Origin of the sequence: Pseudomonas sp. FeS53a (assembly GCF_000931385.1) — a bacterium.
Classification (GTDB): Bacteria; Pseudomonadota; Gammaproteobacteria; order Pseudomonadales; family Pseudomonadaceae; genus Metapseudomonas; species Metapseudomonas otitidis.
This window is the reverse complement of the sequence record NZ_JYFT01000063.1, coordinates 87,347-108,588: the sequence shown is the minus strand read 5'-3', so window position 1 is coordinate 108,588 and position 21,242 is coordinate 87,347. Positions and strand designations below refer to the sequence as shown.

At 68.2% G+C, this 21,242-nt stretch carries 20 protein-coding genes; 13 read left to right on the top strand and 7 right to left on the bottom strand.

Annotation, left to right across the window (positions count from 1 at the left end; genetic code table 11):
- The first annotated feature begins 42 nt into the window (after positions 1-42).
- The 8 genes from SZ55_RS20185 to SZ55_RS20150 all read left to right on the top strand — a co-directional run bounded on the left by SZ55_RS20185 (position 43) and on the right by SZ55_RS20150 (position 9,308).
- On the top strand, positions 43-2,874 hold the full coding sequence (locus tag SZ55_RS20185) for a xanthine dehydrogenase family protein molybdopterin-binding subunit (protein WP_044410564.1): 2,832 nt from the start codon (positions 43-45) through the stop codon (positions 2,872-2,874).
- On the top strand, positions 2,867-3,406 hold the full coding sequence (locus SZ55_RS20180; protein WP_044410561.1) for a (2Fe-2S)-binding protein: 540 nt from the start codon (positions 2,867-2,869) through the stop codon (positions 3,404-3,406). The genes SZ55_RS20185 and SZ55_RS20180 overlap by 8 nt, the downstream gene beginning before the upstream one ends.
- A 2-nt stretch (positions 3,407-3,408) precedes the next feature.
- Positions 3,409-4,632: a cytochrome c gene (locus tag SZ55_RS20175; RefSeq protein ID WP_044410558.1), complete on the top strand. Its 1,224-nt coding sequence runs from the start codon at positions 3,409-3,411 to the stop codon at positions 4,630-4,632.
- Positions 4,633-4,645: 13 nt separating this feature from the next.
- Positions 4,646-5,617 (top strand): XdhC family protein, encoded by a 972-nt coding sequence (locus SZ55_RS20170; protein WP_044410555.1) that lies wholly within the window; start codon positions 4,646-4,648, stop codon positions 5,615-5,617.
- Positions 5,618-5,835: 218 nt separating this feature from the next.
- Positions 5,836-6,408, top strand: coding sequence for a nucleotidyltransferase family protein (locus SZ55_RS20165; protein WP_044410552.1), 573 nt, complete (start codon positions 5,836-5,838; stop codon positions 6,406-6,408).
- 283 nt (positions 6,409-6,691) lie between these two features.
- Positions 6,692-8,134, top strand: a complete 1,443-nt coding sequence (locus tag SZ55_RS20160; RefSeq protein WP_044410549.1) for a cytochrome ubiquinol oxidase subunit I — start codon at positions 6,692-6,694, stop codon at positions 8,132-8,134.
- A 2-nt stretch (positions 8,135-8,136) separates the two neighbouring features.
- Positions 8,137-9,144, top strand: a complete 1,008-nt coding sequence (gene cydB / locus SZ55_RS20155; protein ID WP_044410546.1) for a cytochrome d ubiquinol oxidase subunit II — start codon at positions 8,137-8,139, stop codon at positions 9,142-9,144.
- Between the two features lie 17 nt (positions 9,145-9,161).
- Entirely contained in the window at positions 9,162-9,308 is a 147-nt protein-coding gene (locus tag SZ55_RS20150; protein ID WP_044410543.1) for a DUF2474 domain-containing protein, read from the top strand.
- A gap of 353 nt (positions 9,309-9,661) precedes the next feature.
- Here SZ55_RS20150 and SZ55_RS20145 read toward each other — a convergent pair whose 3' ends face one another.
- A complete protein-coding gene (locus tag SZ55_RS20145; protein ID WP_044410540.1) occupies positions 9,662-10,786 on the bottom strand; it encodes a methyltransferase in 1,125 nt (374 codons plus the stop codon).
- A 297-nt stretch (positions 10,787-11,083) separates the two neighbouring features.
- Between SZ55_RS20145 and SZ55_RS20140 the strand changes: the two genes are divergently transcribed.
- Complete coding sequence (locus tag SZ55_RS20140) at positions 11,084-12,076, top strand: TRAP transporter substrate-binding protein (protein ID WP_044410538.1); 993 nt, start codon at positions 11,084-11,086, stop codon at positions 12,074-12,076.
- Between the two features lie 105 nt (positions 12,077-12,181).
- The gene (locus SZ55_RS20135; RefSeq protein WP_044410535.1) at positions 12,182-12,958 is read left to right on the top strand and encodes a ferredoxin--NADP reductase; all 777 of its coding nucleotides are present in this window, start codon (positions 12,182-12,184) and stop codon (positions 12,956-12,958) included.
- Between the two features lie 119 nt (positions 12,959-13,077).
- On the opposite strand, the gene fabV is transcribed toward SZ55_RS20135, so the two are convergent.
- The 4 genes from fabV to SZ55_RS28355 form a co-directional block, all read right to left on the bottom strand.
- Positions 13,078-14,274 (bottom strand): enoyl-ACP reductase FabV, encoded by a 1,197-nt coding sequence (gene fabV / locus SZ55_RS20130; RefSeq protein ID WP_044410532.1) that lies wholly within the window; start codon positions 14,272-14,274, stop codon positions 13,078-13,080.
- Between the two features lie 175 nt (positions 14,275-14,449).
- Positions 14,450-14,692 carry a cytochrome Cbb oxidase CcoQ gene (locus SZ55_RS20125; RefSeq protein WP_107328859.1) on the bottom strand — a complete coding sequence of 81 codons (243 nt, stop codon included), beginning with the start codon at positions 14,690-14,692 and terminating at the stop codon, positions 14,450-14,452.
- A gap of 10 nt (positions 14,693-14,702) precedes the next feature.
- Positions 14,703-16,127, bottom strand: a complete 1,425-nt coding sequence (gene ccoN / locus SZ55_RS20120; protein ID WP_044410529.1) for a cytochrome-c oxidase, cbb3-type subunit I — start codon at positions 16,125-16,127, stop codon at positions 14,703-14,705.
- A gap of 110 nt (positions 16,128-16,237) precedes the next feature.
- Entirely contained in the window at positions 16,238-16,396 is a 159-nt protein-coding gene (locus SZ55_RS28355; RefSeq protein ID WP_160298850.1) for a hypothetical protein, read from the bottom strand.
- On the opposite strand from SZ55_RS28355, the gene SZ55_RS20115 reads away from it, so the two are divergent.
- The 3 genes from SZ55_RS20115 to SZ55_RS20105 all read left to right on the top strand — a co-directional run bounded on the left by SZ55_RS20115 (position 16,395) and on the right by SZ55_RS20105 (position 20,399).
- Positions 16,395-18,065, top strand: a complete 1,671-nt coding sequence (locus SZ55_RS20115) for a nitrite/sulfite reductase (protein ID WP_044410526.1) — start codon at positions 16,395-16,397, stop codon at positions 18,063-18,065. The two genes, SZ55_RS28355 and SZ55_RS20115, sit on opposite strands and share 2 nt — an antisense overlap.
- Positions 18,062-18,598, top strand: a complete 537-nt coding sequence (locus tag SZ55_RS20110; protein ID WP_044410523.1) for a DUF934 domain-containing protein — start codon at positions 18,062-18,064, stop codon at positions 18,596-18,598. Before SZ55_RS20115 ends, SZ55_RS20110 begins: the two co-directional genes overlap by 4 nt.
- Positions 18,599-18,824: 226 nt before the next feature.
- The gene (locus SZ55_RS20105; RefSeq protein ID WP_044410519.1) at positions 18,825-20,399 is read left to right on the top strand and encodes a TerC family protein; all 1,575 of its coding nucleotides are present in this window, start codon (positions 18,825-18,827) and stop codon (positions 20,397-20,399) included.
- Positions 20,400-20,454: 55 nt separating this feature from the next.
- On the opposite strand, the gene mscL is transcribed toward SZ55_RS20105, so the two are convergent.
- Both mscL and SZ55_RS20095 read right to left on the bottom strand, forming a co-directional pair.
- Positions 20,455-20,871: a large-conductance mechanosensitive channel protein MscL gene (gene mscL / locus SZ55_RS20100; protein ID WP_044410517.1), complete on the bottom strand. Its 417-nt coding sequence runs from the start codon at positions 20,869-20,871 to the stop codon at positions 20,455-20,457.
- 65 nt (positions 20,872-20,936) lie between these two features.
- Positions 20,937-21,224, bottom strand: a complete 288-nt coding sequence (locus SZ55_RS20095; protein ID WP_044410514.1) for a DUF1272 domain-containing protein — start codon at positions 21,222-21,224, stop codon at positions 20,937-20,939.
- Positions 21,225-21,242: the final 18 nt, after the last annotated feature.

Here is a 21,242-nt window from a genome sequence, read left to right as displayed (position 1 = left end):
AAAGAAAAGGGGCCGGCCTGACCGAGACCCCGAGGAATGGGCATGTCCAACCGTGATTTTTCCCGCCGCGCCTTCCTGCAGGGCAGCGTCATCGCCGGTATCGGCGTCACGCTCGCCCCGCTGGGCAGCCCGGCCTTCGCTGCCTTGTTCGAAGACCGTGTCACCGCTTCGCCGCAATCCTGGTTCACCCCCAACGGCCAGGCCCGCGCCCGCATCGACGGCGTGTCCAAGGCCTGCGGGGCGAAAGTGTTCGCCCGCGACATCCGCGCCCAGGACATGCCTGGCTGGCCGCGCCAGCAGGGCCACGCGATGCTGATCAAGGCCACCCGCGCCGACCACCTCTACGCCGGGCTCGACCTGTCCATGCTCGACGCCGGCCTGCAGCCGGACCGCGTGGTGACCGCCGCCGACCTCGCCCGTGACGGCATCGCCTTCCCCGAAGGCCACAGCCCGGACCCGCTGCTGCCGGAAGGCCAGGTGCCGATGTTCATCGGCCACCCGGTGGCCCTGCTGATCTGGAATGACTTCGAGCGCTTCCGCCGGGCCAAGAACCTGCTGCGCTACAACGACAAGGTGGTGCGCTACGGCGCCCAGGCCGCGCTGTTCGAGCGCGACCCCTACGGCAGCTTCCGCTTCGTCCGCGTCGGCGGCGACACGCCCTACGAGGCGGACCGCTTCTCCAGCCTGAAGGACAGCATGCTGTTCCCCATCATTCGCCAGCGCAAACCGACCTGGAGCCAGCAGGCGGACATCAACGGCGACCTGACCCAGCAGGGCCTGTTCCACGCCCAGCAGATGGAACAGACCCTGGGCGCGCCGCCGGAAGGCTGGCTGGTCTTCGACGAGCGCTACACCACCCAGTCCATCGAGCCGGCGGCCCTGGAAGCCGACAACGGCAACGGCTGGTACGACGCGGCCACCGGCACCCTGCACTTCGTGGTTGCCACCCAGTGCCCGTTCGAGGCCGCCGAGCAGACCGCCCACATGCTGGCGCCGTCGCGCTTCAAGGTGCGCAAGCTGAACATGCACCCCGGCTACACCGTCGGCTACGGCACCAAGGACAACAACATCTTCGTGTTCTACGCCGCCCTGGCCGCGATCTACGGTGAAGGCGTACCGGTACGCCTGGCCAACGACCGCTACGAGCAGTTCCAGAGCGGGATCAAGCGCCACCCCTTCGACATGCACTACCAGCTGGCGGTGAAGAAGGACGACCTGTCGTTCCAGATCTTCCGCGCCCACATGGACGTCGACGGCGGCGGTCGCATCAACTACAGCCCCTCGGTGGCGGCGGTCGGCGCCACGGCGGCGCAGTCCATCTACTACATGCCGCAGAGCGACCTGGCCGCCACCGCCTACCACTCCCGTGGCGTGGAGGCCGGCTCGGTGCGGGGCTATGGCACCCTGCAGACCATGGCCGCCACCGAGATGATGGTGGACGAGGTGGCCGAGCGCCTGGGCGTGGACGCCATCGAGCTGCGCCGCCGTAACGTCTTCAAGTCGGGCATGAAGAACACCCAGGGCGCCATTCCCGCCGGGGCCCTGCGCCTCGACGAGATCCTCGACAAGGCCGCCCAGCACGAACTGTGGAAGCAGCGTGACGCGCGCAAGCGCGAGGAAGAGGCCAAGGACCCGGACAACCTCTACGGCATCGGCTTCGCCATCTGCCAGAAGGACTTCGGCACCGGGGCGGAAGCGCCCATGGCCAGCCTGGAGTTCAATGCCGAAGGGCGGGTGTTCCTGCGCCAGATCGCCATCGACATGGGCACCGGCACCGCCACCTCTCAGGCCCTGCTGGTGGCCGACTACCTCGGTCACCCGGCCGACGAGATCCGCACCGGCGTCACCGAATGGCCGGAGCTGGGCCTCACTACCAGCGGCAACCCCTACCTGATCAGCCAGGCCGAGCAGGACGCCGCCCTGAAGAACCCGCGCTGGGTCGGCAAGCTGGCTTCGCCGTCCTCGGCCACCAACTCCTCCTACTACTCCGGCCACGCCACCCGCGAAGCCGCGCGCGTGCTGTTCAACCACGGCCTGTGGCCGGCGGCCCTGGCCATCTGGGGCCGTGGCGAATACGGCGGCCTGGCCAACCCCTACGTGGTGCGCCGCGAGGACGCCCACTGGGTGGAGGGCAAGCTGACCGCCAACGGCCTGCCGCCGATCCCCTTCGAGCTGCTGGCGCACAAGGCCCATGAACTGGGCCTGGTCACCGGCGTCAGCGTCCACGGCTTCAACCGCTGGGCCTGGGCCGAGGCGGAGTTCGAGATCAACGGCAACCGCGACACCCTGCCCCTGGACGCCCTGGCGGTGAAGTACGGCGACGGCGCCCCGGCGGCCACCCGTGCGCGCATGAACCGCGACGGCTACCACCTGCTGGACCGCACCCGCGTGGAATACCCGCCGACCCAGCTGAACAACGCCATGGTCACCTACTACAGCCCCGTGGCCACCCTGGTGGAGGTCAAGGTGAACAAGGGCAGCGGCGAGGTCCGCGTGCTCAGCCACCACTCCTGGCTGGAATGCGGCCGGGTGATCGTGCCCGAGCTGGTCCATGGCCAGCTCGAAGGCGGCATCGCCATGGGCATCGGCCACGCCCTGCTGGAAGAGATGCCCCGCTACGAGGGCGGCCCCGGCGAGGGCACCTGGAACTTCAACCGCTACGTGCTGCCGCGCGCCAAGGATTGCGCCGTGTGGAACCAGAGCGCCGAGATCCTCCCGCCGCTGTCGCCGAGCGACCCGGCCAAGGGCATCGCCGAGGTGGTGATGATCCCGGTGGTCGGCGCCATCGTGAACGCCGTCGCCCATGCCACCGGCAAGCGCCTGCGAGACCTTCCCCTGAACCCCGCCCGCATCAAGGAGGCCCTCCATGGCTGATCGCGCGCTGAGCATGACCGTCAACGGCCAGGCCGTCGGTCCCCATGACGTGGCGGACGACCTGCCGATGATCGACTACCTCCACGAACACCTGAACCTCACCGGCTCGCGCCTGGGTTGCGGCCAGGGCATCTGCCACGCCTGCGTGGTGATCCTCGACAACCCGGACGGCACCAGCGAGGAAGTGCGCACCTGCATCACCGGCGCCCACTACTTCGCCGGCAAGCGCGTGCGCACCATCGAGGGCCACGCCCGCCGCGATGCCCAGGGCGCCGTGAGCGAGCTGAACCCGGTGCAGCAGAAGTTCGTCGACCGCTTCGCCTTCCAGTGCAGCTACTGCACCCCCGGCTACGTCAATGCCGCCACCGTGCTGGTGGAGAAGGCCCAGCGCCAGCCCATCCCCCGCAGCCAGGTGGAAGACGCCATCGAGCAGGCCCTGGGCAGCCACATCTGCCGCTGCACCGGCTACGTGCGCTACTACGAAGCCGCAGCGGAAGTGCTGGAAGACCTCGGACTGGTGAAGGAAGGCTGAGCATGAAAGCACTGATGATCGCGGCGGGCCTGACCCTGCCGCTGCTGGCCAGCGCCGCCGACGCCCCCCGGGACGCGGCGCAGATCGAGCACGGGCGCTACGTCGCCCGGGCCGCCGACTGCGTGGCCTGCCACAGCATCGAGGGCGGCGCGCCCTATGCCGGCGGGCTGCCGCTGGCCTCGCCGTTCGGCACCATCTACGGCACCAACATCACCCCGGACAAGGAACACGGCATCGGCCGCTACAGCGCCGACGACTTCTTCCGTGCCCTGACAGAGGGCGAGAAGCCCGATGGCACCAAGCTCTACCCGGCGATGCCCTACACCTCCTACCACCTCATCAGCCGCGAGGACTCCGACGCCCTCTACGCCTACCTGATGAGCCTGGAGCCGATCGCCCGGCCGAGCCCGAAGACCGAGCTGGCCTTCCCCTTCAACCTGCGCTTCGGCCTGTCCTTCTGGAACATGCTCTACAAGAACCGCGTGCAGCTGGAGCCGGCGGACGGCAAGAGCGAGCAGTGGAAGCGTGGCCAGTACCTGGTGGACGTGCTCGGCCACTGCGGCGAGTGCCACACCCCGCGCAACGCCCTGGGCGCCCTGCAGCAGGAACAGCGCCTGGAGGGCGGGGTGATCCTCGGCTACCTGGCGCCGAGCCTCAAGGCCGATGACATGGCTGCGCGTGGCTGGAGCACCGAGGACCTGGCCACCTTCCTGCGCCACGGCGTCAGCGCCCAGGGCACGGTGTTCAACGAGATGTACCCGGTGCTGCACCACAGCCTGCAGTACCTGCCGGAGGTGGATCACAAGGCCATGGCGGTGTTCCTCATGGGCGACCAGCCACCGGCCCCTGCGGTGATCGCCACCCGCCCGCTGGCGGAGCTGAGCCCCAGCGCCCAGGCCGGTCGGCAGGACTACCTGAACGTCTGCGCCGGTTGCCACGGCGCCGAAGGGCAGGGCATCCCCCACGTGGCGGTGGCCATGGCCGGCAACACCACCCTGCGCCAGGCCGACTCGCGCAACCTGCTGCGGGTGATCGACGACGGCATCCGCGAGCAGCAGTTCACCGGCTTCGAGCGGATGCAGCCGATGCCCGGTTTCAGCGATAAACTCGACGACCCGCGCCTGCGCGACCTGCTCAACTACCTGCGCCAGACCTGGGGCGGGCTCGATGACGAGCTGACCCTGGAGCAGGTGAAAGCCCTGCGCGCGGACGCGCCCACCCACTGATAGGTCCCTGTCGATGCAACACCTCGATCTGCTGGTCGTGCGCAAGGCCCTGGAATGGTCGGTTTCCGGGCGCACGGTGTGGCTGTGCACCGTGCTCGCCACCTACGGCTCGGCGCCCCGCGCGCCGGGCTCGCTGCTGGCGGCCACCGCCGACGGCCACTGGATCGGCTCGCTGTCCGGCGGCTGCGTGGAGGATGACTTCCTCGAACGCCTGGCCGCCGGTGTCTTCGAGCGGCCGGTGCACGTGGTGCGCTACGGTGACGGCAGCGACACCCACGCGTCCATCCGCCTGCCCTGCGGCGGCATCCTCGATGTGCTGGTGGAGCGCCTGCCGGCGGACTGCGAGGCCCAGGCGCACCTGCGCGAGCTGGAAGGCGCCCTGGCCGGCCAGCGCCGGCTGATCCGCGAGGTGGCCCTGGGCGACGGCACGCGCCGCCTGCTGCCGGACCGCGACCAGGGCCCCCGGGTGCTGCGCGAGGCCGAGCGGGTGCAGCTGCGGGTTGGCGCGGCCCAGCGCCTGCTGCTGGCGGGCTACTCCAGCGTGGCCCAGGTGTGCGCTGAGTTCGGCCTGAGCCTGGGCTTCGAGGTGGTGCTCTGCGACCCCCGCGAGGAGGCGCTGCAGGGCGTCGAACTGCCGGGCGTGGAGATCCGCCGCGAGCTGCCCTCGGAATACATCCGCCTGGGCGGCTGCCACGCCGACACGGCGGTGGTGGCGCTGACCCACGACCCGAAGATCGACGACCTGGCGATGATTGAGGCGGTGCGCACCGAAGCCTTCTACATCGGTGTGATGGGCTCCATGGCCACCAGCACCAAGCGCCTGGAGCGCCTGCGCCGGGTGGGCGGGCTGTCGGAGGCGGAGATCGCCCGGATCATCGCCCCCATCGGCCTCAACCTCGGCAGCAAGACCCCGGCGGAAATCGCCCTGGCGGTGATGGCGGACATCGTCCGCGTGCGCAGCGGGGTTGCCCGCGAGCGGGTGTGAGTACCTGGCTCCCGTAGCCCGGGCTTCAGCCCGGGGCCGTGCAACTCGGCAGCGGCCCGGGCAGCCTGGCGGCTGCCATCGCGAATGAATTCGCTCCCACGCTTGTACCCTACCGTCCTTGCCGGGGTGAACGGCCTTGTTCCCGGGCTGAAGCCCGGGCTACGTTTCGCGCCTGCACATTCAAATTCGCCCCCTTCGTCCGAACCCCTGGAGTGCTTATGCCCAAGGTCGTCGCCCTGATCCTCGCTGCCGGTTTCGGCACCCGCTTCGGCAGCGACAAGCGCCAGGCTGCGCTGGGGGACGGTCGCACCCTGCTGGCTGCCAGCCTGGCGCGGGCAGAGGCGGTGTTCGGCGAGGTGCACTTGGTGCTGCGGCCCGAGGACGATCCGGCCCGCCTGGGCGTGCCCGACGGGGCGCGGATCATCCGTTGCCAGGACGCGAACCGGGGCATGGGCCACAGCCTGGCGGCCGGCGCACGCGCCCTGGCCGGTCACCCCGCCGAGGCGCTGGCGGTGCTGCTGGGGGACATGCCCTGGATCACCGAGGCCAGCCTGCGGGCACTGCAGGCCCAGGCGGCACCCGGGCGCATCGTGTTTCCCCGCTACCAGGGCGAACGGGGCCACCCGGTGCTGTTCGGGCGGGACTTCTGGGCGGAACTGCAGGGCCTGGGCGGCGACCAGGGCGCCCGCCCGGTGCTGCAGGCCCACCCGGATGCCTGCGTGGCGCTGGCGCTGGACGACCCCGGCGTGCTGCGCGACGTGGACCACCCCGACGCCCTCCGCTCCGACTAGTCGCAGCCGCTCAAGGACGGCGCCGCGCCGTGCGTGCTGCGGCGTTCGGTCGCGCGGCAGCCTGTCGCGCGGCAACGAACCACAGCAACCCCTGCGCTACGCTTGGTTAATCTTCAAGCGCATTGATCCGCATCAATAAGTCGTGGGCGGAAATGGTATTGGGCTGTCCGGCCCGCCCCCCGCCCGCCTGCGATTCCATAAGAACAATTACGACCTGGCGCGGTTCCAAGTGCGATGGAACCCGCTGGCCCGTGCCTGTTTCAACCTGATTAGAGGAATCGTCATGTTCGGTTTGGAGGCTCTCGATCTTGCCCGAATGCAGTTCGCCTTCACCGTGTCCTTCCACATCATCTTCCCGGCCATCACCATTGGCCTGGCGAGCTACCTCGCCGTGCTGGAAGGCCTGTGGCTGAAGACACGGCAGGAGGTCTACCGCGACCTGTACCACTTCTGGTCGAAGATATTCGCCGTCAACTTCGGCATGGGCGTGGTGTCCGGCCTGGTGATGGCCTATCAGTTCGGCACCAACTGGAGTGCGTTCTCCGACTTCGCCGGCTCGGTGACCGGGCCGCTGCTCACCTACGAGGTGCTCACCGCCTTCTTCCTTGAGGCCGGCTTCCTCGGCGTGATGCTGTTCGGCTGGAACCGTGTCGGCCCGGGCCTGCACTTCTTCTCCACGGTGATGGTGGCCATCGGCACGCTGATTTCCACCTTCTGGATCCTCGCCTCCAACAGCTGGATGCAGACGCCCCAGGGCTTCGAGATCGTCGACGGCCGGGTGATCCCCACCGACTGGTTCGCCGTGGTGTTCAACCCGTCCTTCCCCTACCGCCTGCTGCACATGGCCACCGCCGCCTTCCTCGCCACGGCGTTCTTCGTCGGCGCCTCGGCGGCCTGGCACCTGCTGCGCGGCCGGGACAACCCGGCGATCCGCAAGATGCTTTCGATGGCCATGTGGATGGCGCTGATCGTGGCGCCTGTGCAGGCCTTCATCGGCGACATGCACGGCCTCAACACCCTCAAGCACCAACCGGTGAAGATCGCTGCGATCGAGGGCCACTGGGAGAACCGCGAGGGTGAGGCCACGCCGCTGATCCTCTTCGGCTGGCCGGACATGGAGCGCGAGGAAACCCGCTTCAAGGTGGAGATCCCCTACCTCGGCAGCCTGATCCTGACCCACAGCCTGGACCAGCAGGTGCCGGCGCTGAAGGAGTTCCCCAAGGAAGACCGGCCGAACTCCACCGTGGTGTTCTGGTCCTTCCGCATCATGGTGGCCCTGGGCCTGGCGATGATCCTCGCCGGCGTCTGGAGCCTGTGGCTGCGCTGGCGCGGCGGGCTGTTCCGCTCCCGGCCGTTCCTCTACTTCTGCCTGTGGATGGGGCCCTCCGGGCTGATCGCCATCCTCGCCGGCTGGTTCACCACCGAGATGGGCCGCCAGCCCTGGGTGGTCTACGGTCTGATGCGCACCAGCGAGGCGGTGTCCCACCACAGCGTGGCCCAGCTGAGCCTGACCCTGGTGATGTTCGTGGTGGTCTACTTCGCCGTTTTCGGCGCCGGCTTCGCCTACCTGCTGCGCCTGGTGCGCAAGGGCCCGGTCACCGACGAGGGCAAGGAGCAGGGCACTGGCGGCCCCGGCCAGCAACGCACCCCGGCGCGGCCCCTCTCGGCGGCCGACGAGTCGGCGGACGATGACACCAGCGGCGATGCGCTGGGTACGAGGAATTGAACATGGGTATCGACCTTTCTCTGATCTGGGCCGTGATCATCATCTTCGGCGTGATGATGTACGTGGTGATGGACGGCTTCGACCTCGGCATCGGCATCCTCTTCCCCTTCGTCAAGGACGACACCGAGCGCGACGTGATGATGAATACCGTGGCGCCGGTGTGGGACGGCAACGAGACCTGGCTGGTGCTGGGCGGGGCGGGGCTGTTCGCGGCCTTCCCGCTGGCCTACTCGGTGGTGCTCTCGGCGCTGTACCTGCCGCTGATGTTCATGCTCATCGGGCTGGTGTTCCGCGGCGTGGCCTTCGAGTTCCGCTTCAAGGCCAAGCCCGCCAAGCGCCACCTGTGGGACAAGGCCTTCATCGGCGGTTCCATTGCCGCCACCTTCTTCCAGGGCGTGGCCCTGGGCGCCTACATCGAGGGCCTGCCGGTGGTGAACCGTGCCTATGCCGGCGGCTCCTTGGACTGGCTGGCGCCCTTCCCGCTGTTCTGTGGCCTGGGGCTGATCGCCGCCTATGCGCTGCTGGGCTGCACCTGGCTGATCATGAAGACCGAGGGGCGCCTGCAGCAGCAGATGCATGACCTGGCGCGGCCGCTGGTGCTGGTGATGCTGGGCACCACCGGCATCGTCAGCGTGTGGACGCCGCTGGCCCACGAGGCCATTGCCCAGCGCTGGTTCAGCCTGCCCAACCTGTTCTGGTTCCTGCCGGTACCGATCCTGGTGCTGATCTGCACCTGGGCGCTGCTGCGGGCGGTGGCGAACAACGCCAACCACCTGCCGTTCGTGCTCACGCTGGTGCTGATCTTCCTCGGCTACAGCGGCCTGGGCATCAGCCTGTGGCCGAACGTGATCCCGCCGGCGGTGAGCGTCTGGGATGCCGCAGCGCCGCCGCAGAGCCAGGGCTTCGCGCTGGTGGGGGCGCTGTTCATCATCCCGTTCATCCTCGTGTACACGGCGTGGAGCTACTACGTGTTCCGCGGCAAGGTCACCCCGGACCAGGGCTACCACTGATGGACAGGAGAGCGGCCATGAACTTCGACGACACCCCGAAGAAGCCCCTGTGGCAACGCCTGGGCTGGCTGGTGGGCATCTGGACCCTCAGCGTCCTGGCCCTCGGCGTGGTGGCCTACCTGCTGCGCATGGTGATGACGGCAGCGGGGCTCAGCACCCACTGAGCAGCCCGGGCGCGGCGCCGAGCATTCCCGGACTGAAGTCCGGGCTACGGTCGGCGCTGCGTCGTGTGCGCTTCATGTCGTGCGCCAGGCTGTGGAGTTTCGTCTGGCGCACGGTGGATGCCGCTTTTGGTATCCATCGTGCGGGGCTCGGCGCAGCGGGGTGGTGGATCGATGGAGCGCGAACCACCCTACGGCTGTAGCCCGGGCGCGGCGCCGAGCATTCCCGGACTGAAGTCCGTGCTAGGTCGTGTGCTGCGTCGTGTGCGCTCATGTCGTTCGCCAGGCTACGTCCCCGTAGGATGGCGCTGAGCGCAGCGATGCCCATCAATCCGCGCGCACCCTGTCCCGCCTCCTTACTTGCTGGCTTTGAGGATCACGAACTTCGGTGTGGCGGCGACCTGTTCGACGCCCCGGAACAGCCGCTTGAGCTTGGCGTGGTAGCCCAGGTGGCGGTTGCCGACGATCCACAGCTCACCCCCCGTCACCAGCGCGTTGCGCGCCTGCACGAACATCCGCCAGGCGAGGAAGTCGCCCACCACCTGCTGCTGGTGGAACGGCGGGTTGCACAGCACCAGGTCCAGTGAGTCCGCCGGCTGCTCGGCCAGCCCGTCGCCGGCGCGGATGTCCGCCGGGCGCTCGCCCAGGGCCGCCTGCCAGTTTTCCCGGGCCGATTGCACGGCCATGTAGGACTCGTCCACCAGCGTCAGCTCGGCCTCGGGGTTGGCCAGGGCGTAGGCGATGCCGAGGATGCCGTTGCCGCAGCCGAGGTCGGCGGCTCGCACGCGGGTCAGGCCGCGCGGCAGGTGCGGGAGGAAGGCGCGGGTGCCGATGTCCAGCCCGTCGCGGCAGAACACGTTGGCGTGGTTCAGCAGTTCCACGCGCGGTTCGTCCAGCCGGTAGCGGGTCGGGTAGGGTGAGGCGACGAACGGCTTCGCTTCCGGCGTGGCGATCAGCAGGCGCGCCTTCTTAACTGCCAGAGAGGGCTGCATCGGGCCGATGTACTTCGCCAGCAGGTCGCCGGCGGCATGGGGCAGGTGCTTGACCATGCCGGCGGCCACCACCTGGGCGCCGGGGGCCAGTTGGCCGTGCAGGCGGATGAGCTGTTCCTCCAGCAGGGCGAGGGTCTTGGGCACGCGGATCAGCACCCGGTCGAACGGCCCGCTGAGCGGTTCGCTGGCCGGCACGAAGCGCACCGGGGCGCCCTCCAGGCCGTTGCGCGCGAGGTTGCGCGAGAGGCCGAGGAAACCCAGGTGCGAGTCACCGCTGCTGGTGACCTGCAGGTGCGGAGCGAGGCTGGCGGCAAGGGCGCCGAAACTGTCGTTGAGGACCAGGACGCGGGTGTCGGGTGACGGCGCCTGGGCATGGAGGTGGTTGAGCAGGTACTCGTCAGCGGCGTCGAAGGCCTGCAACGGCTCGCCCTGCTGGTCGGGCACGCGGACAAGGTCGAGCTGGGCGAAAGGGGTTACCAGGAGGGCCATGAAAGAATCTGCTGAAACTGAGAGGTGGTTGGGGAAACCGGCGCTTGTCTATTGCCCCGATATCACTAGAATTCCGCGCTTCCGCTGCGGCGGGCCCGGACGGGCCCCGTGCGCCAAGGCGGCACCAATAATAACCAGGCCTCGGGCTTTTCTCTGCCCTGAACGACCTGGTACGCCGTTTGACGGTGCGAATCCGCTGGTTGGGGGCGGGTCGACCACCGAACCACACATCGAATCCGGACGGGGCTCGCGCCTTCCTGCGCGGGCTTCGCCGTTTCCATTTGCATAGGTGCTTGCATGTACAGGTCTCTGCTGGGGGCGGTCTTCGCCTCGCTGTTCGTCTTTTCCAATGCGGTGCTGGCCGACGAGCCGGTGCTGATCAAGTTCTCCCACGTGGTGGCCGAGGACACCCCCAAGGGCAAGGGCGCCCTGCTGTTCAAGAAGCTGGTGGAGGAGCGCCTGGCCGGCAAGGTGAAGGTCGAGGTCTACCCGAACTCCACCCTCTTCGGCGATGCCAACGAGATCGAGGCGCTGAAGAAGGGCGAGGTGCAGATGCTGGCGCCGTCGCTGTCCAAGTTCGAGGCCTACACCAAGCAGCTGCAGGTGTTCGACCTGCCTTACCTGTTCAACGACCTGGAGGCGGTGAAGCGTTTCCAGAAGCGTGAGAAGAGCCGCGAGCTGCTGCGCTCCATGTCCAAGGATGGCATCTATGGCCTGGGCTACTGGAACAACGGCATGAAGGTGCTGACCGCCAACCGCGAGCTGCACAAGCCCGAGGACGCCAAGGGCCTGGCCTTCCGTATCCAGCCCTCCTCGGTGCTGGAGGCGCAGTTCGCCCAGCTCGGTGCCACCACTGTGAAGATGCCCTTCGCCGAGGCCTTCAAGGCCCTGCAGGCCGGCACCATCCAGGGCACCGAAGGCCCCTGGTCGAACGTGGCGACCCAGAAGATCGACACCGTGCAGCCCTACGTGATCGAGACCGGCCATGGTTCGATCAGCTACATGCTGATCACCAACCACAAGTTCTGGATCAGCATCCCCTACGAGACCCGCACCGAGCTGGAAGCGATCGTCGACGAGGTCACCGCCCAGGTGAACAAGGAAGCCGAGGCGATGAACGAGAAGGACCGCGAGAAGGTGATCGCCGCCGGCAAGGCCAAGGTCATCACCCTCACTCCCGAGGAGCGCGAGGCCTGGCGCCAGGCGATGATGCCGGTGTGGAAGAAGTACGAGGCCGAGATCGGTGCCGACGTGCTGCGCGCCGCGCAGACCGTCAACCGCAAGCACTGATGCCCCCAGGCTGTCCGCCGTCCGGCGGATAGCCACATGGCCCGCGGGTGTTTGCCGGGCCTGCTTTGCGCGAGACTGGCGCGGTATCCGACCCGGAGCCGTGCCATGTCCGCCAGCGACGAGAAGTTCACCCGCCAGACCCTCCGTGAGGTCCGGCCCCTCACCCAGAACCTGTTCACCCTGCGTACCACCCGTGATCCGGGCTTTCGCTTCCGCGCCGGCCAGTTCGCCCGCCTGGGCGTGACCAAGGCCGATGGCATCACGGTGTGGCGGGCCTATTCGATGGTCTCGGCGCCCCATGACGAGTTCCTCGACTTCTTCTCCATCGTCGTGCCCGGCGGCGAGTTCACCTCCGAGCTGAGCCGGCTGGCGGTGGGCGACACCCTGCTGGTCGACAAGCAGGCCTTCGGCTTCCTCACCCTCGACCGCTTCGTCGACGGCCGCGACCTCTGGCTGCTGGCCACCGGCACCGGCGTGGCGCCGTTCCTGTCGATCCTGCAGGACCTGGAGGTGTGGCAGCGCTTCGAGCGCATCGTGCTGGTGTACAGCGTGCGCCACGCGGCGGAGCTGGCCTACCAGCCGCTGATCCACGGCCTGGCGGGGCTGGAGCATCTGGAAGGCGTGGCCGAGAAGTTCCTCTACCTGCCCGTTGTCACCCGCGAGGCCCGCCCGGGCGCCTTGGGTGGGCGCATCACCACCCTGATCGAGAACGGCGAACTGGAGCGCGCAGCCGGGCTGGCGCTGGAGCCGGAGCACTCGCGGGTGATGCTCTGCGGCAACCCGCAGATGATCGAGGACACCCGGGCGGTGCTGAAGGCGAGGGGGATGAACCTGTCGCTGAGCCGGCGACCGGGGCAGGTGGCGGTGGAGAATTACTGGTAGGGGGTGTGTCGCTTATCACTTCGGAACCCAGCGGATTACCGGGGTCTGTGGGGGCTTCCTGTTTCGCCCAAACGAAAACCGGCGCCCTGGGGCGCCGGTGGGTGAAGCGGTGAAGCCGGTCAGAGCTGGATCAGGTTGGGGATCTGCACGTCCGGGTTCACGTCCTGCTCGTAGTCCACGCCGTCGATCTCGAAGCCGAACAGGCGCAGGAACTCGGTCTTGTAACCGGTGAAGTCGGTCAGCTGGTACAGGTTCTCGTTGGTCACCTTGTTCCACAGGTCCTTCACGGTGTCCTGCACGTCCGGTTGCAGTTCCTTGTAGTCGGCGCGCAGGCGGCCGTCGGCGTCCAGGTGTGGCTCGGTGCCGTAGAGGCTCTCGCGGAACAGGCCGTCGACCTGTTCGATGCAGCCTTCGTGGGTGCCCTTTTCCTTCATCACCTTGAACAGCAGCGATAGGTACAGCGGCATCATCGGGATGGCCGAGCTGGCCTGGGTGACCACGGCCTTCAGCACGGAGACGCGGGCGTCGCCACCGGTGGCGGCGAGTTTCTCGCGGATGCCGAGGACCTTCTGGTCCAGGTCCTTCTTGGCGGCTCCGATGGAGCCGTTCCAGTACAGGTCGTGGGTGATCTCTTCGCCCAGGTAGGTGAAGGCGGTGGTCTTGGCGCCGTCGGCCAGCACGCCGGCTTCCTGCAGGGCGTCGATCCACATCTGCCAGTCTTCACCGCCCATGACCGCCACGGTGTGGGCGATCTCGGCCTCGGTGGCCGGCTCCATCACGCTTTCCTTGATCACTTCCTTGTCGGTGTCCAGGCCACGGAAGTTGACGGTCTTGCCGACCGGCTTGAGCACGGAGTTGAAGACTTCGCCGGTCTTGGGATGGGTGCGGCGCGGGGCGGCCAGGCTGTAGACCACCAGGTCGACCTGGCCCAGGTCCTGCTTGATGGTCTCGATGGTGACGCGCTTCACCTCATCGGAGAACGCGTCGCCGTTGATGCTGCGCGCGTACAGGCCCTTGGCCTGGGCGGCTTTCTCGAAGGCGGCGGAGTTGTACCAGCCAGCGGTGCCGGCCTTGGTCTCGCTGCCCGGACGCTCGAAGAACACGCCCAGGGTGTCGGCGCCCGCGCCGAAGGCGGCGGTGATGCGTGCGGCCAGGCCGTAGCCGGTGGACGAACCGATGACCAGCACCTTCTTCGGGCCGTTGGCCACGGGGCCCTTGGACTCGACGTAGCGGATCTGTTCCTTGACGTTGGCCTCGCAGCCGGCCGGATGGGTAGTGACGCAGATGAAGCCACGCACGCGCGGTTTGATGATCATGGAAACCTCGGTTGCTAGATGCGGTAACAGCACATTCAGAAGCGGGAGACGTCGCGCATCGTAGATAAGACACCTCGGTTGTGGCCAGCGGCAGCCGGGTGAGTCGGCAAAAGCCGGCCCACCCGGCATGACCGGGACGGGAGAGAGGGCCGCCCCGGCGCGCTCGTTGAGGTCCTCAGGCCTCCAGATCGGTGCGCGTGGCGCAGCTGCCGTCGCAGCGGCCCGGGCAGCTGCAGCCGGTGCTGCTGCGCCCGGTGGCGCGTTCCATGCGCCGGGCCACGGGCTCGTCGTCGGCGAACGGCAGCATGGTGGCCTCGTCCAGCTGGCGCTGGCTGCGCCCGAGGCTGAGCTGCACGGCGACGAAGAAGAAGGCCACCGTGCCCAGGCCGAACAGCACGTTCAGGGTTTCGGCATCCATGCTCCGCTCCTCAGGCCGTGGCGCCGGCCGGGGCCGTCGCACGGTCGGTGGTGCGCACGGTGTGCCAGGTGTTCCAGGCCATCAGCAGCATGCCGCTGAGGAAGAACAGGCCACCGACGAAGCGCACGATGAAGCCGGGGTGGCTGGCCTCCAGCGCCTCGACGAAGGAGTAGGTGAGGGTGCCGTCGTCGTTCACCGCCCGCCACATCAGGCCCTGGGTGATGCCGTTGACCCACATGGAGGCGATGTAGAGCACGGTGCCGATGGTGGCCAGCCAGAAGTGCGCGTTGATCAGCCCGGTACTGTGCATCCGCTCGCGGCCGTAGAGGCGCGGGATCAGGTGGTAGAGCGAGCCGATGGAGATCATCGCCACCCAGCCGAGGGCGCCGGCGTGCACGTGGCCGATGGTCCAGTCGGTGTAGTGGGAGAGGGCGTTGACGGTCTTGATGGCCATCATCGGGCCTTCGAAGGTGCTCATGCCGTAGAAGGCCAGGGACACCACGAGGAAGCGCAGGATGGGGTCGTCGCGCAGCTTATGCCAGGCACCCGACAGGGTCATCATGCCGTTGATCATGCCGCCCCAGCTGGGGGCCAGCAGCACCAGGGACATCACCATGCCCAGGGACTGCGCCCAGTCCGGCAGCGCGGTGTAGTGCAGGTGGTGCGGGCCGGCCCAGATGTACAGGGTGATCAGCGCCCAGAAGTGCACGATGGACAGGCGGTAGGAGTAGACCGGGCGCCCGGCCTGCTTGGGGATGAAGTAGTACATCATCCCGAGGAAGCCGGTGGTCAGGAAGAAGCCCACGGCGTTGTGGCCGTACCACCACTGGACCATGGCGTCGGTGGCCCCGGAGTAGACCGGGTAGGACTTGAACCAGCTCACCGGGATGGCGACGTGGTTGACGATGTGCAGCATCGCCGTGACCAGGATGAAGGCGCCGAAGAACCAGTTGCCGACGTAGATGTGCTTGGTCTGGCGCTTCATCACGGTGCCGAAGAACACCACCGCGTAGGCGACCCAGACGATGCCCATCCACACCGCCCCGGCGAATTCCACCTCGGCGTATTCCTTGGTGGTGGTCAGGCCCTGGGGCAGGGTCACCAGCAGGCAGATCACCAGGGCCTGCCAGCCCCAGAAGGTGAAGGCGGCGAGGCTGCCGCCGAACAGCCGCGCCTGGCAGGTGCGCTGCACGGTGTAGTAGCTGGTGGCGAACAGCGCGCTGCCGCCGAAGGCGAAGATCACCAGGTTGGTGTGCAGCGGCCGCAGGCGGCCGAAGCTGGTCCAGGGCAGGTCGAGGTTCAGGGACGGCCAGACCAGCTGGGCGGCGATGAACACCCCCAGGCCCATGCCGACGATGCCCCAGACCACCGTCATCAGCGCGAACTGGCGCACCACCCGGTAGTCGTAGGCGGGTTCGATTTCTGCAGTCTTCATGCGGAAAACCTTCAGGAGTGGGAATGGCTGGCCGGCACTGCCGACCGGGGCGCCACTCTAGGAAGGCGGGGCGGGACGAAACAGCCTCAGTTTTGGCTGCTTTTAGGAGATCAGATGAGCGCCATCTGCGCCCAGGCGACGCCAGGGGCGGCCTGGGTCATCTGATATCGGATTTCTGCTTCGATCTGATTCTGTTTCTGCGCCGGGTGGCTCGCCATAGTGGCTACCCGGACGATTGCCGCCTCCGGCGGCCCGATGAGGATCCCCATGTACCGATACGACGACTACGATCGCGCCCTGGTCCGCGAACGCGTCGCGCAGTTCCGTGACCAGGTGGCGCGGCGGCTGAGCGGCGAGCTGAGCGAGGAAGAGTTCCTGCCCCTGCGCCTGCAGAACGGCCTGTACCTGCAGAAGCACGCCTACATGCTGCGGGTGGCCATCCCCTACGGCACGCTGTCGTCGGACCAGCTGCGCACCCTGGCCCTCATCGCCCGGGAGTACGACCGGGGCTACGGCCACTTCACCACCCGGCAGAACATCCAGTTCAACTGGATCGACCTGGAGCGGGTGCCGGACATCCTCGAACGCCTCGCCGATGTCGACATGCACGCCATCCAGACCTCCGGCAACTGCGTGCGCAACATCACCACCGAGGCCTTCGCCGGGGTGGCCGCCGACGAGGTGCTGGACCCGCGCCCGCTGGCCGAGATCCTCCGCCAGTGGTCCACGGTGAACCCGGAATTCCTCTTCCTGCCACGCAAGTTCAAGATCGCCCTCTGCGCCGCCGAGGAGGACCGCGCAGCCGTGCAGATGCACGACATCGGCCTCTACCTGTACCGCGACGGGGACGGCGAGATGCGCCTCAAGGTGCTGGTGGGCGGCGGGCTTGGGCGTACGCCGATCCTCGCCCAGGTGATCCGCGAGGGGCTGCACTGGCGCCACCTGCTGTCCTATGTCGAGGCGGTGCTGCGGGTCTACAACCGCCACGGCCGCCGCGACAACAAGTACAAGGCGCGCATCAAGATCCTGGTCAAGGCCCTGGGCATCGAGGCCTTCGCCCATGAGGTGGAGGCCGAATGGGAGCACCTGCGCGACGGCCCGGCCCAGCTGACCGAGGCGGAGTACGCCCGCGTGGCGGCCTCCTTCACCACGCCGGCCTACGCCACCCTCGATGCCGCCGACCTGGAACATGGCCGGCGCCTGGCCGAGGACCCGGCCTTCGCCCGCTGGTGCGCCCGCAACCTGCAACCACACAAGGTGCCCGGCTATGCGTCGGTGGTGATCTCCACCAAGCCCGGTCCCGAGGCCCCGCCGGGTGACGTGACCGCCGCGCAGATGGAGGCGGTGGCGGAGTGGGCCGAGCGCTTCGGCTTCGGCGAGATCCGCATTGCCCACGAGCAGAACCTGGTGCTGCCGGACGTGCCCAAGCGCGACCTGCACGCCCTCTGGCTGGCCGCCTGCGAGGCGGGCCTTGCGACCCCCAACGTCGGCCTGCTGACCGACATCATCGCCTGCCCCGGCGGCGACTACTGCGCCCTGGCCAATGCCAAGTCGATCCCCATCGCCCAGGCGATCCAGGCGCGCTTTCGCGACCCGGCGCGGCTGGAGGCCCTCGGCGAGCTGAGCCTGAACATCTCCGGCTGCATGAATGCCTGCGGCCACCACCACATCGGCAACATCGGCATCCTCGGCGTCGACAAGGGCGGCAGCGAGTGGTACCAGGTGACCCTCGGCGGTGCCCAGGGCATGTCGGCGGCCCTGGGGCGGGTGATCGGCCCGTCCTTCAGTGCCGCCGAAGTGCCCCAGGTGATCGAGCACATCGCCGACACCTACCTGGCGCACCGCGAGGGCGACGAGCGCTTCGTCGACACCCTCGGCCGCATCGGCCTGGAGCCGTTCAAGGCACGGGTCTACACCCGTGAGGAGGAACCGGCATGAACAACCTGATCCGCCTGCGCCAGGGTGTGCCCGGCCTGGTCGAGGACGACCCCTGGACCCTGGTGCGCCCGGACGAGGCGCTGCCGGACGGCGGGCCGCTGATCCTGCCGCTGGCGCTCTGGCAAGCCCGGCAGGACGCCGCCGTGCTGGCGGGCGAGCGCGTCAGCGAGGATGCGCTGCTGTTGCAGCCGGACGACGACGTGGAAGCCCTGCGGGACTGCCTCTACAGCCTGCCGCTGATCGCCGTGGACTTCCCCAGCTTTCGCGATGGCCGGGGCTACAGCCAGGCCTACCTGCTGCGCAGCCGGCTCGGCTGGGCCGGCGAGTTGCGCGCCGTGGGGGACGTGCTGCGGGACCAGTTGGCGCACATGCGCCAGTGCGGCTTCGACGCCTTTGCGGTGCGTGCCGACAAGTCCGCCGAGGACGCCCTCAAGGGGCTGGCCGGGCTCAGCGTGCTCTACGGCCGCTCGGTGATCGAGCCGCGCCCGCTGTTCCGGCGCCGCGAGGCCGATGTCACGATTGGTAAAAATTGACGGCTCGGGGGAAGGCCGCGTTCTGTCCTACGATGCACGTCCGTTTTTTCTGATCGGACCCCAATGGACAGCGACAGTACCCGGCCTCCCCCGGCCCCCTCCCTCTCCGGCGCCTCGCGCCTTCCCGTTCCCCGGCTCCCTGCCGTGAATCCCTTCGGCCTCCCGTTCCGCGCCCCTTCGGCGTACCGGATGGCGGCTGCCCGTCGTTGCGGCGAGGAGGGCTGACATGGAGTGGATCGCCGACCCCACGGCCTGGCTGGGCCTCCTCACCCTGGTGGTGCTGGAGATCGTGCTGGGCATCGACAACCTGGTGTTCATCGCCATCCTCGCGGACAAGCTGCCGCCCCACCAGCGTGACCGCGCGCGCCTGATCGGCCTGTCGCTGGCACTGCTGATGCGCCTGGGCCTGTTGGCCAGCATCTCCTGGCTGGTGACGCTGACCGAGCCGCTGTTCGAGGTCTTCGGCCACGCCTTCTCGGGCCGTGACCTGATCATGCTGTTCGGCGGTGTGTTCCTGCTGTTCAAGGCCACCGTGGAGCTGCACGAGCGCATCGAGGGCCATGCCCAGCCGAGCACCGGCAGCCGCACCTATGCCCTGTTCTGGCCGGTGGTGGCGCAGATCGTGGTGCTCGACGCGGTGTTCTCCCTGGACGCGGTGATCACCGCCGTCGGCATGGTGGAGCACCTGGAAGTGATGATGATCGCGGTGGTGATCTCCATCGGCCTGATGATCGTCGCCAGCAAGCCGCTGACCGCCTTCGTCAACGCCCACCCCACGGTGATCATGCTGTGCCTGGGCTTCCTGATGATGATCGGCTTCAGCCTCACCGCCGAAGGCCTGGGCTTCCACATTCCCAAGGGCTACCTGTACGCGGCCATCGGCTTCTCGATCCTCATCGAGCTGGCCAACCAGACGGTGCGCTGGCGCCGTCGCCGCCGCCAGGAGGAGGCCGGCGGCCTGCGCGAGCGGACCGCCCACGCGGTGCTGCGCCTGCTGGGTGGCCGTGGCGTGGAGGCCGACGAGGTGGGCGATGAGATCGCCGATCTGGTGAAGGACAACGGCCGTGGCCAGGTGCCCTTCGACCGCCGCGAGCGGGTGATGATCAGCGGCGTGCTGGGCCTGGCCGAGCGCCCCATCCGCACCCTGATGACCAACCGCGTGGAGGTGGAGCGCATCGACCTGGCCGACAGCCGCGAGACGGTGCACGACGCGCTGCTGCGCTCGCCCTATTCGCGCCTGGTGGTGGTCCGCGATGCGGACGTGGACGAGCCCCTGGGCTACGTGCACAAGAAGGAACTGCTGCGCACGCTGCTGCAGGGCCAGGTGCCGGAGATCGAGCCCTTGCTGCGCATCCCGCCCAACCTGCCGGAGAGCGCCTCGGTGCTCAGTGCCCTGGAGGAGATGCGCAAGGCCTCGACCCACGTGGCCTTCGTGGTCAACGAGTTCGGCGGCTTCGAGGGCCTGCTGACCATGACCGACATCCTCGAATCCATCGCCGGCGAACTGCCGGACGCCAGCGAGGTGGACGGCCTGGATATCGAGCCCGTGGACACGGGCTGGAAGGTCAGCGGCGCGGTGAACCTGAGCCTGCTGAACGAGCGCCTGGGCTTCCCGCCCCGTCCTCAGGAGCTCTACCAGACGGTCGCCGGCCTGGCCATGAGCCTGCTGGACCGCCTGCCGGTGGTGGGCGACGCGCTGGAGGTGGAAGGCTGGCGCCTGCAGGTGATCGAGGTGAAGGAGCGTCGGGTCAACCGGCTGCTGCTGGAGCCGCCGCCCGGCCACCCGCGGCGCTCGGGCTGAGCCTGCCCCATGAAGAACGGCGCCCTCGGGCGCCGTTCTTTCATTCACCTGCTGCTCAGGGCTGCTGTTTCTGCTGGGCCTTGAGCAGGTCGCGGATCTCGCTGAGCAGCTCCTGGTCCTTGGTGGGGGCCGGCGGTACTTCGGGGGCGGCGGCTTCCTCGCGCTTGAGCTTGTTGATCACCTTGACCCCCATGAAGATGGCGAAGGCCACGATCACGAAGTCGAGCACCGTCTGGATGAACTTGCCATAGGCCAGGACCACGGCCGGGGCGTTGCCCTCGGCGGCCTTGAGGGTGATGGCCAGGTCGGAGAAGTCCACGCCCCCGACCAGCAGCCCCACCGGCGGCATGACAACGTCGCCGACGAAGGAGGACACGATCTTGCCGAATGCAGCGCCGATGATGATGCCCACGGCCATGTCGACCACGTTGCCCTTGACCGCGAAGGCCTTGAATTCCGACAGCAAGCTCATGCGATTTCCCCCGGGGATTGGACTGATGGGCTGAAAGTGTAACCGAGTGTTCTGACAGCGCCATCCTACCGGTGTTGCGGTTCGGTGTAGCGGTAGAGCCTGCAGAAGTCCTCGTGTACCTGCGGATCGGGGTGCTTCTGCACCCGCACGCCGGCTGCCGGGTAGCGCCCCAGCAGCACCTTCGGGCGCACCGGGCGCGGGTAGAAGCCGCCACCGCAGTTGGGGCAGACGTTGTGCAGCCGCTCGACGCAGTCGGCGCAGAAGGTGCATTCGAAGGAGCAGATGCGGGCTTCGGTGCTGGCGGGCGGCAGGGCGCGGGCGCAGGCTTCGCAGGTGGGGCGCAGCTCGAGCATCGGGGCTCTCCTGGGGGG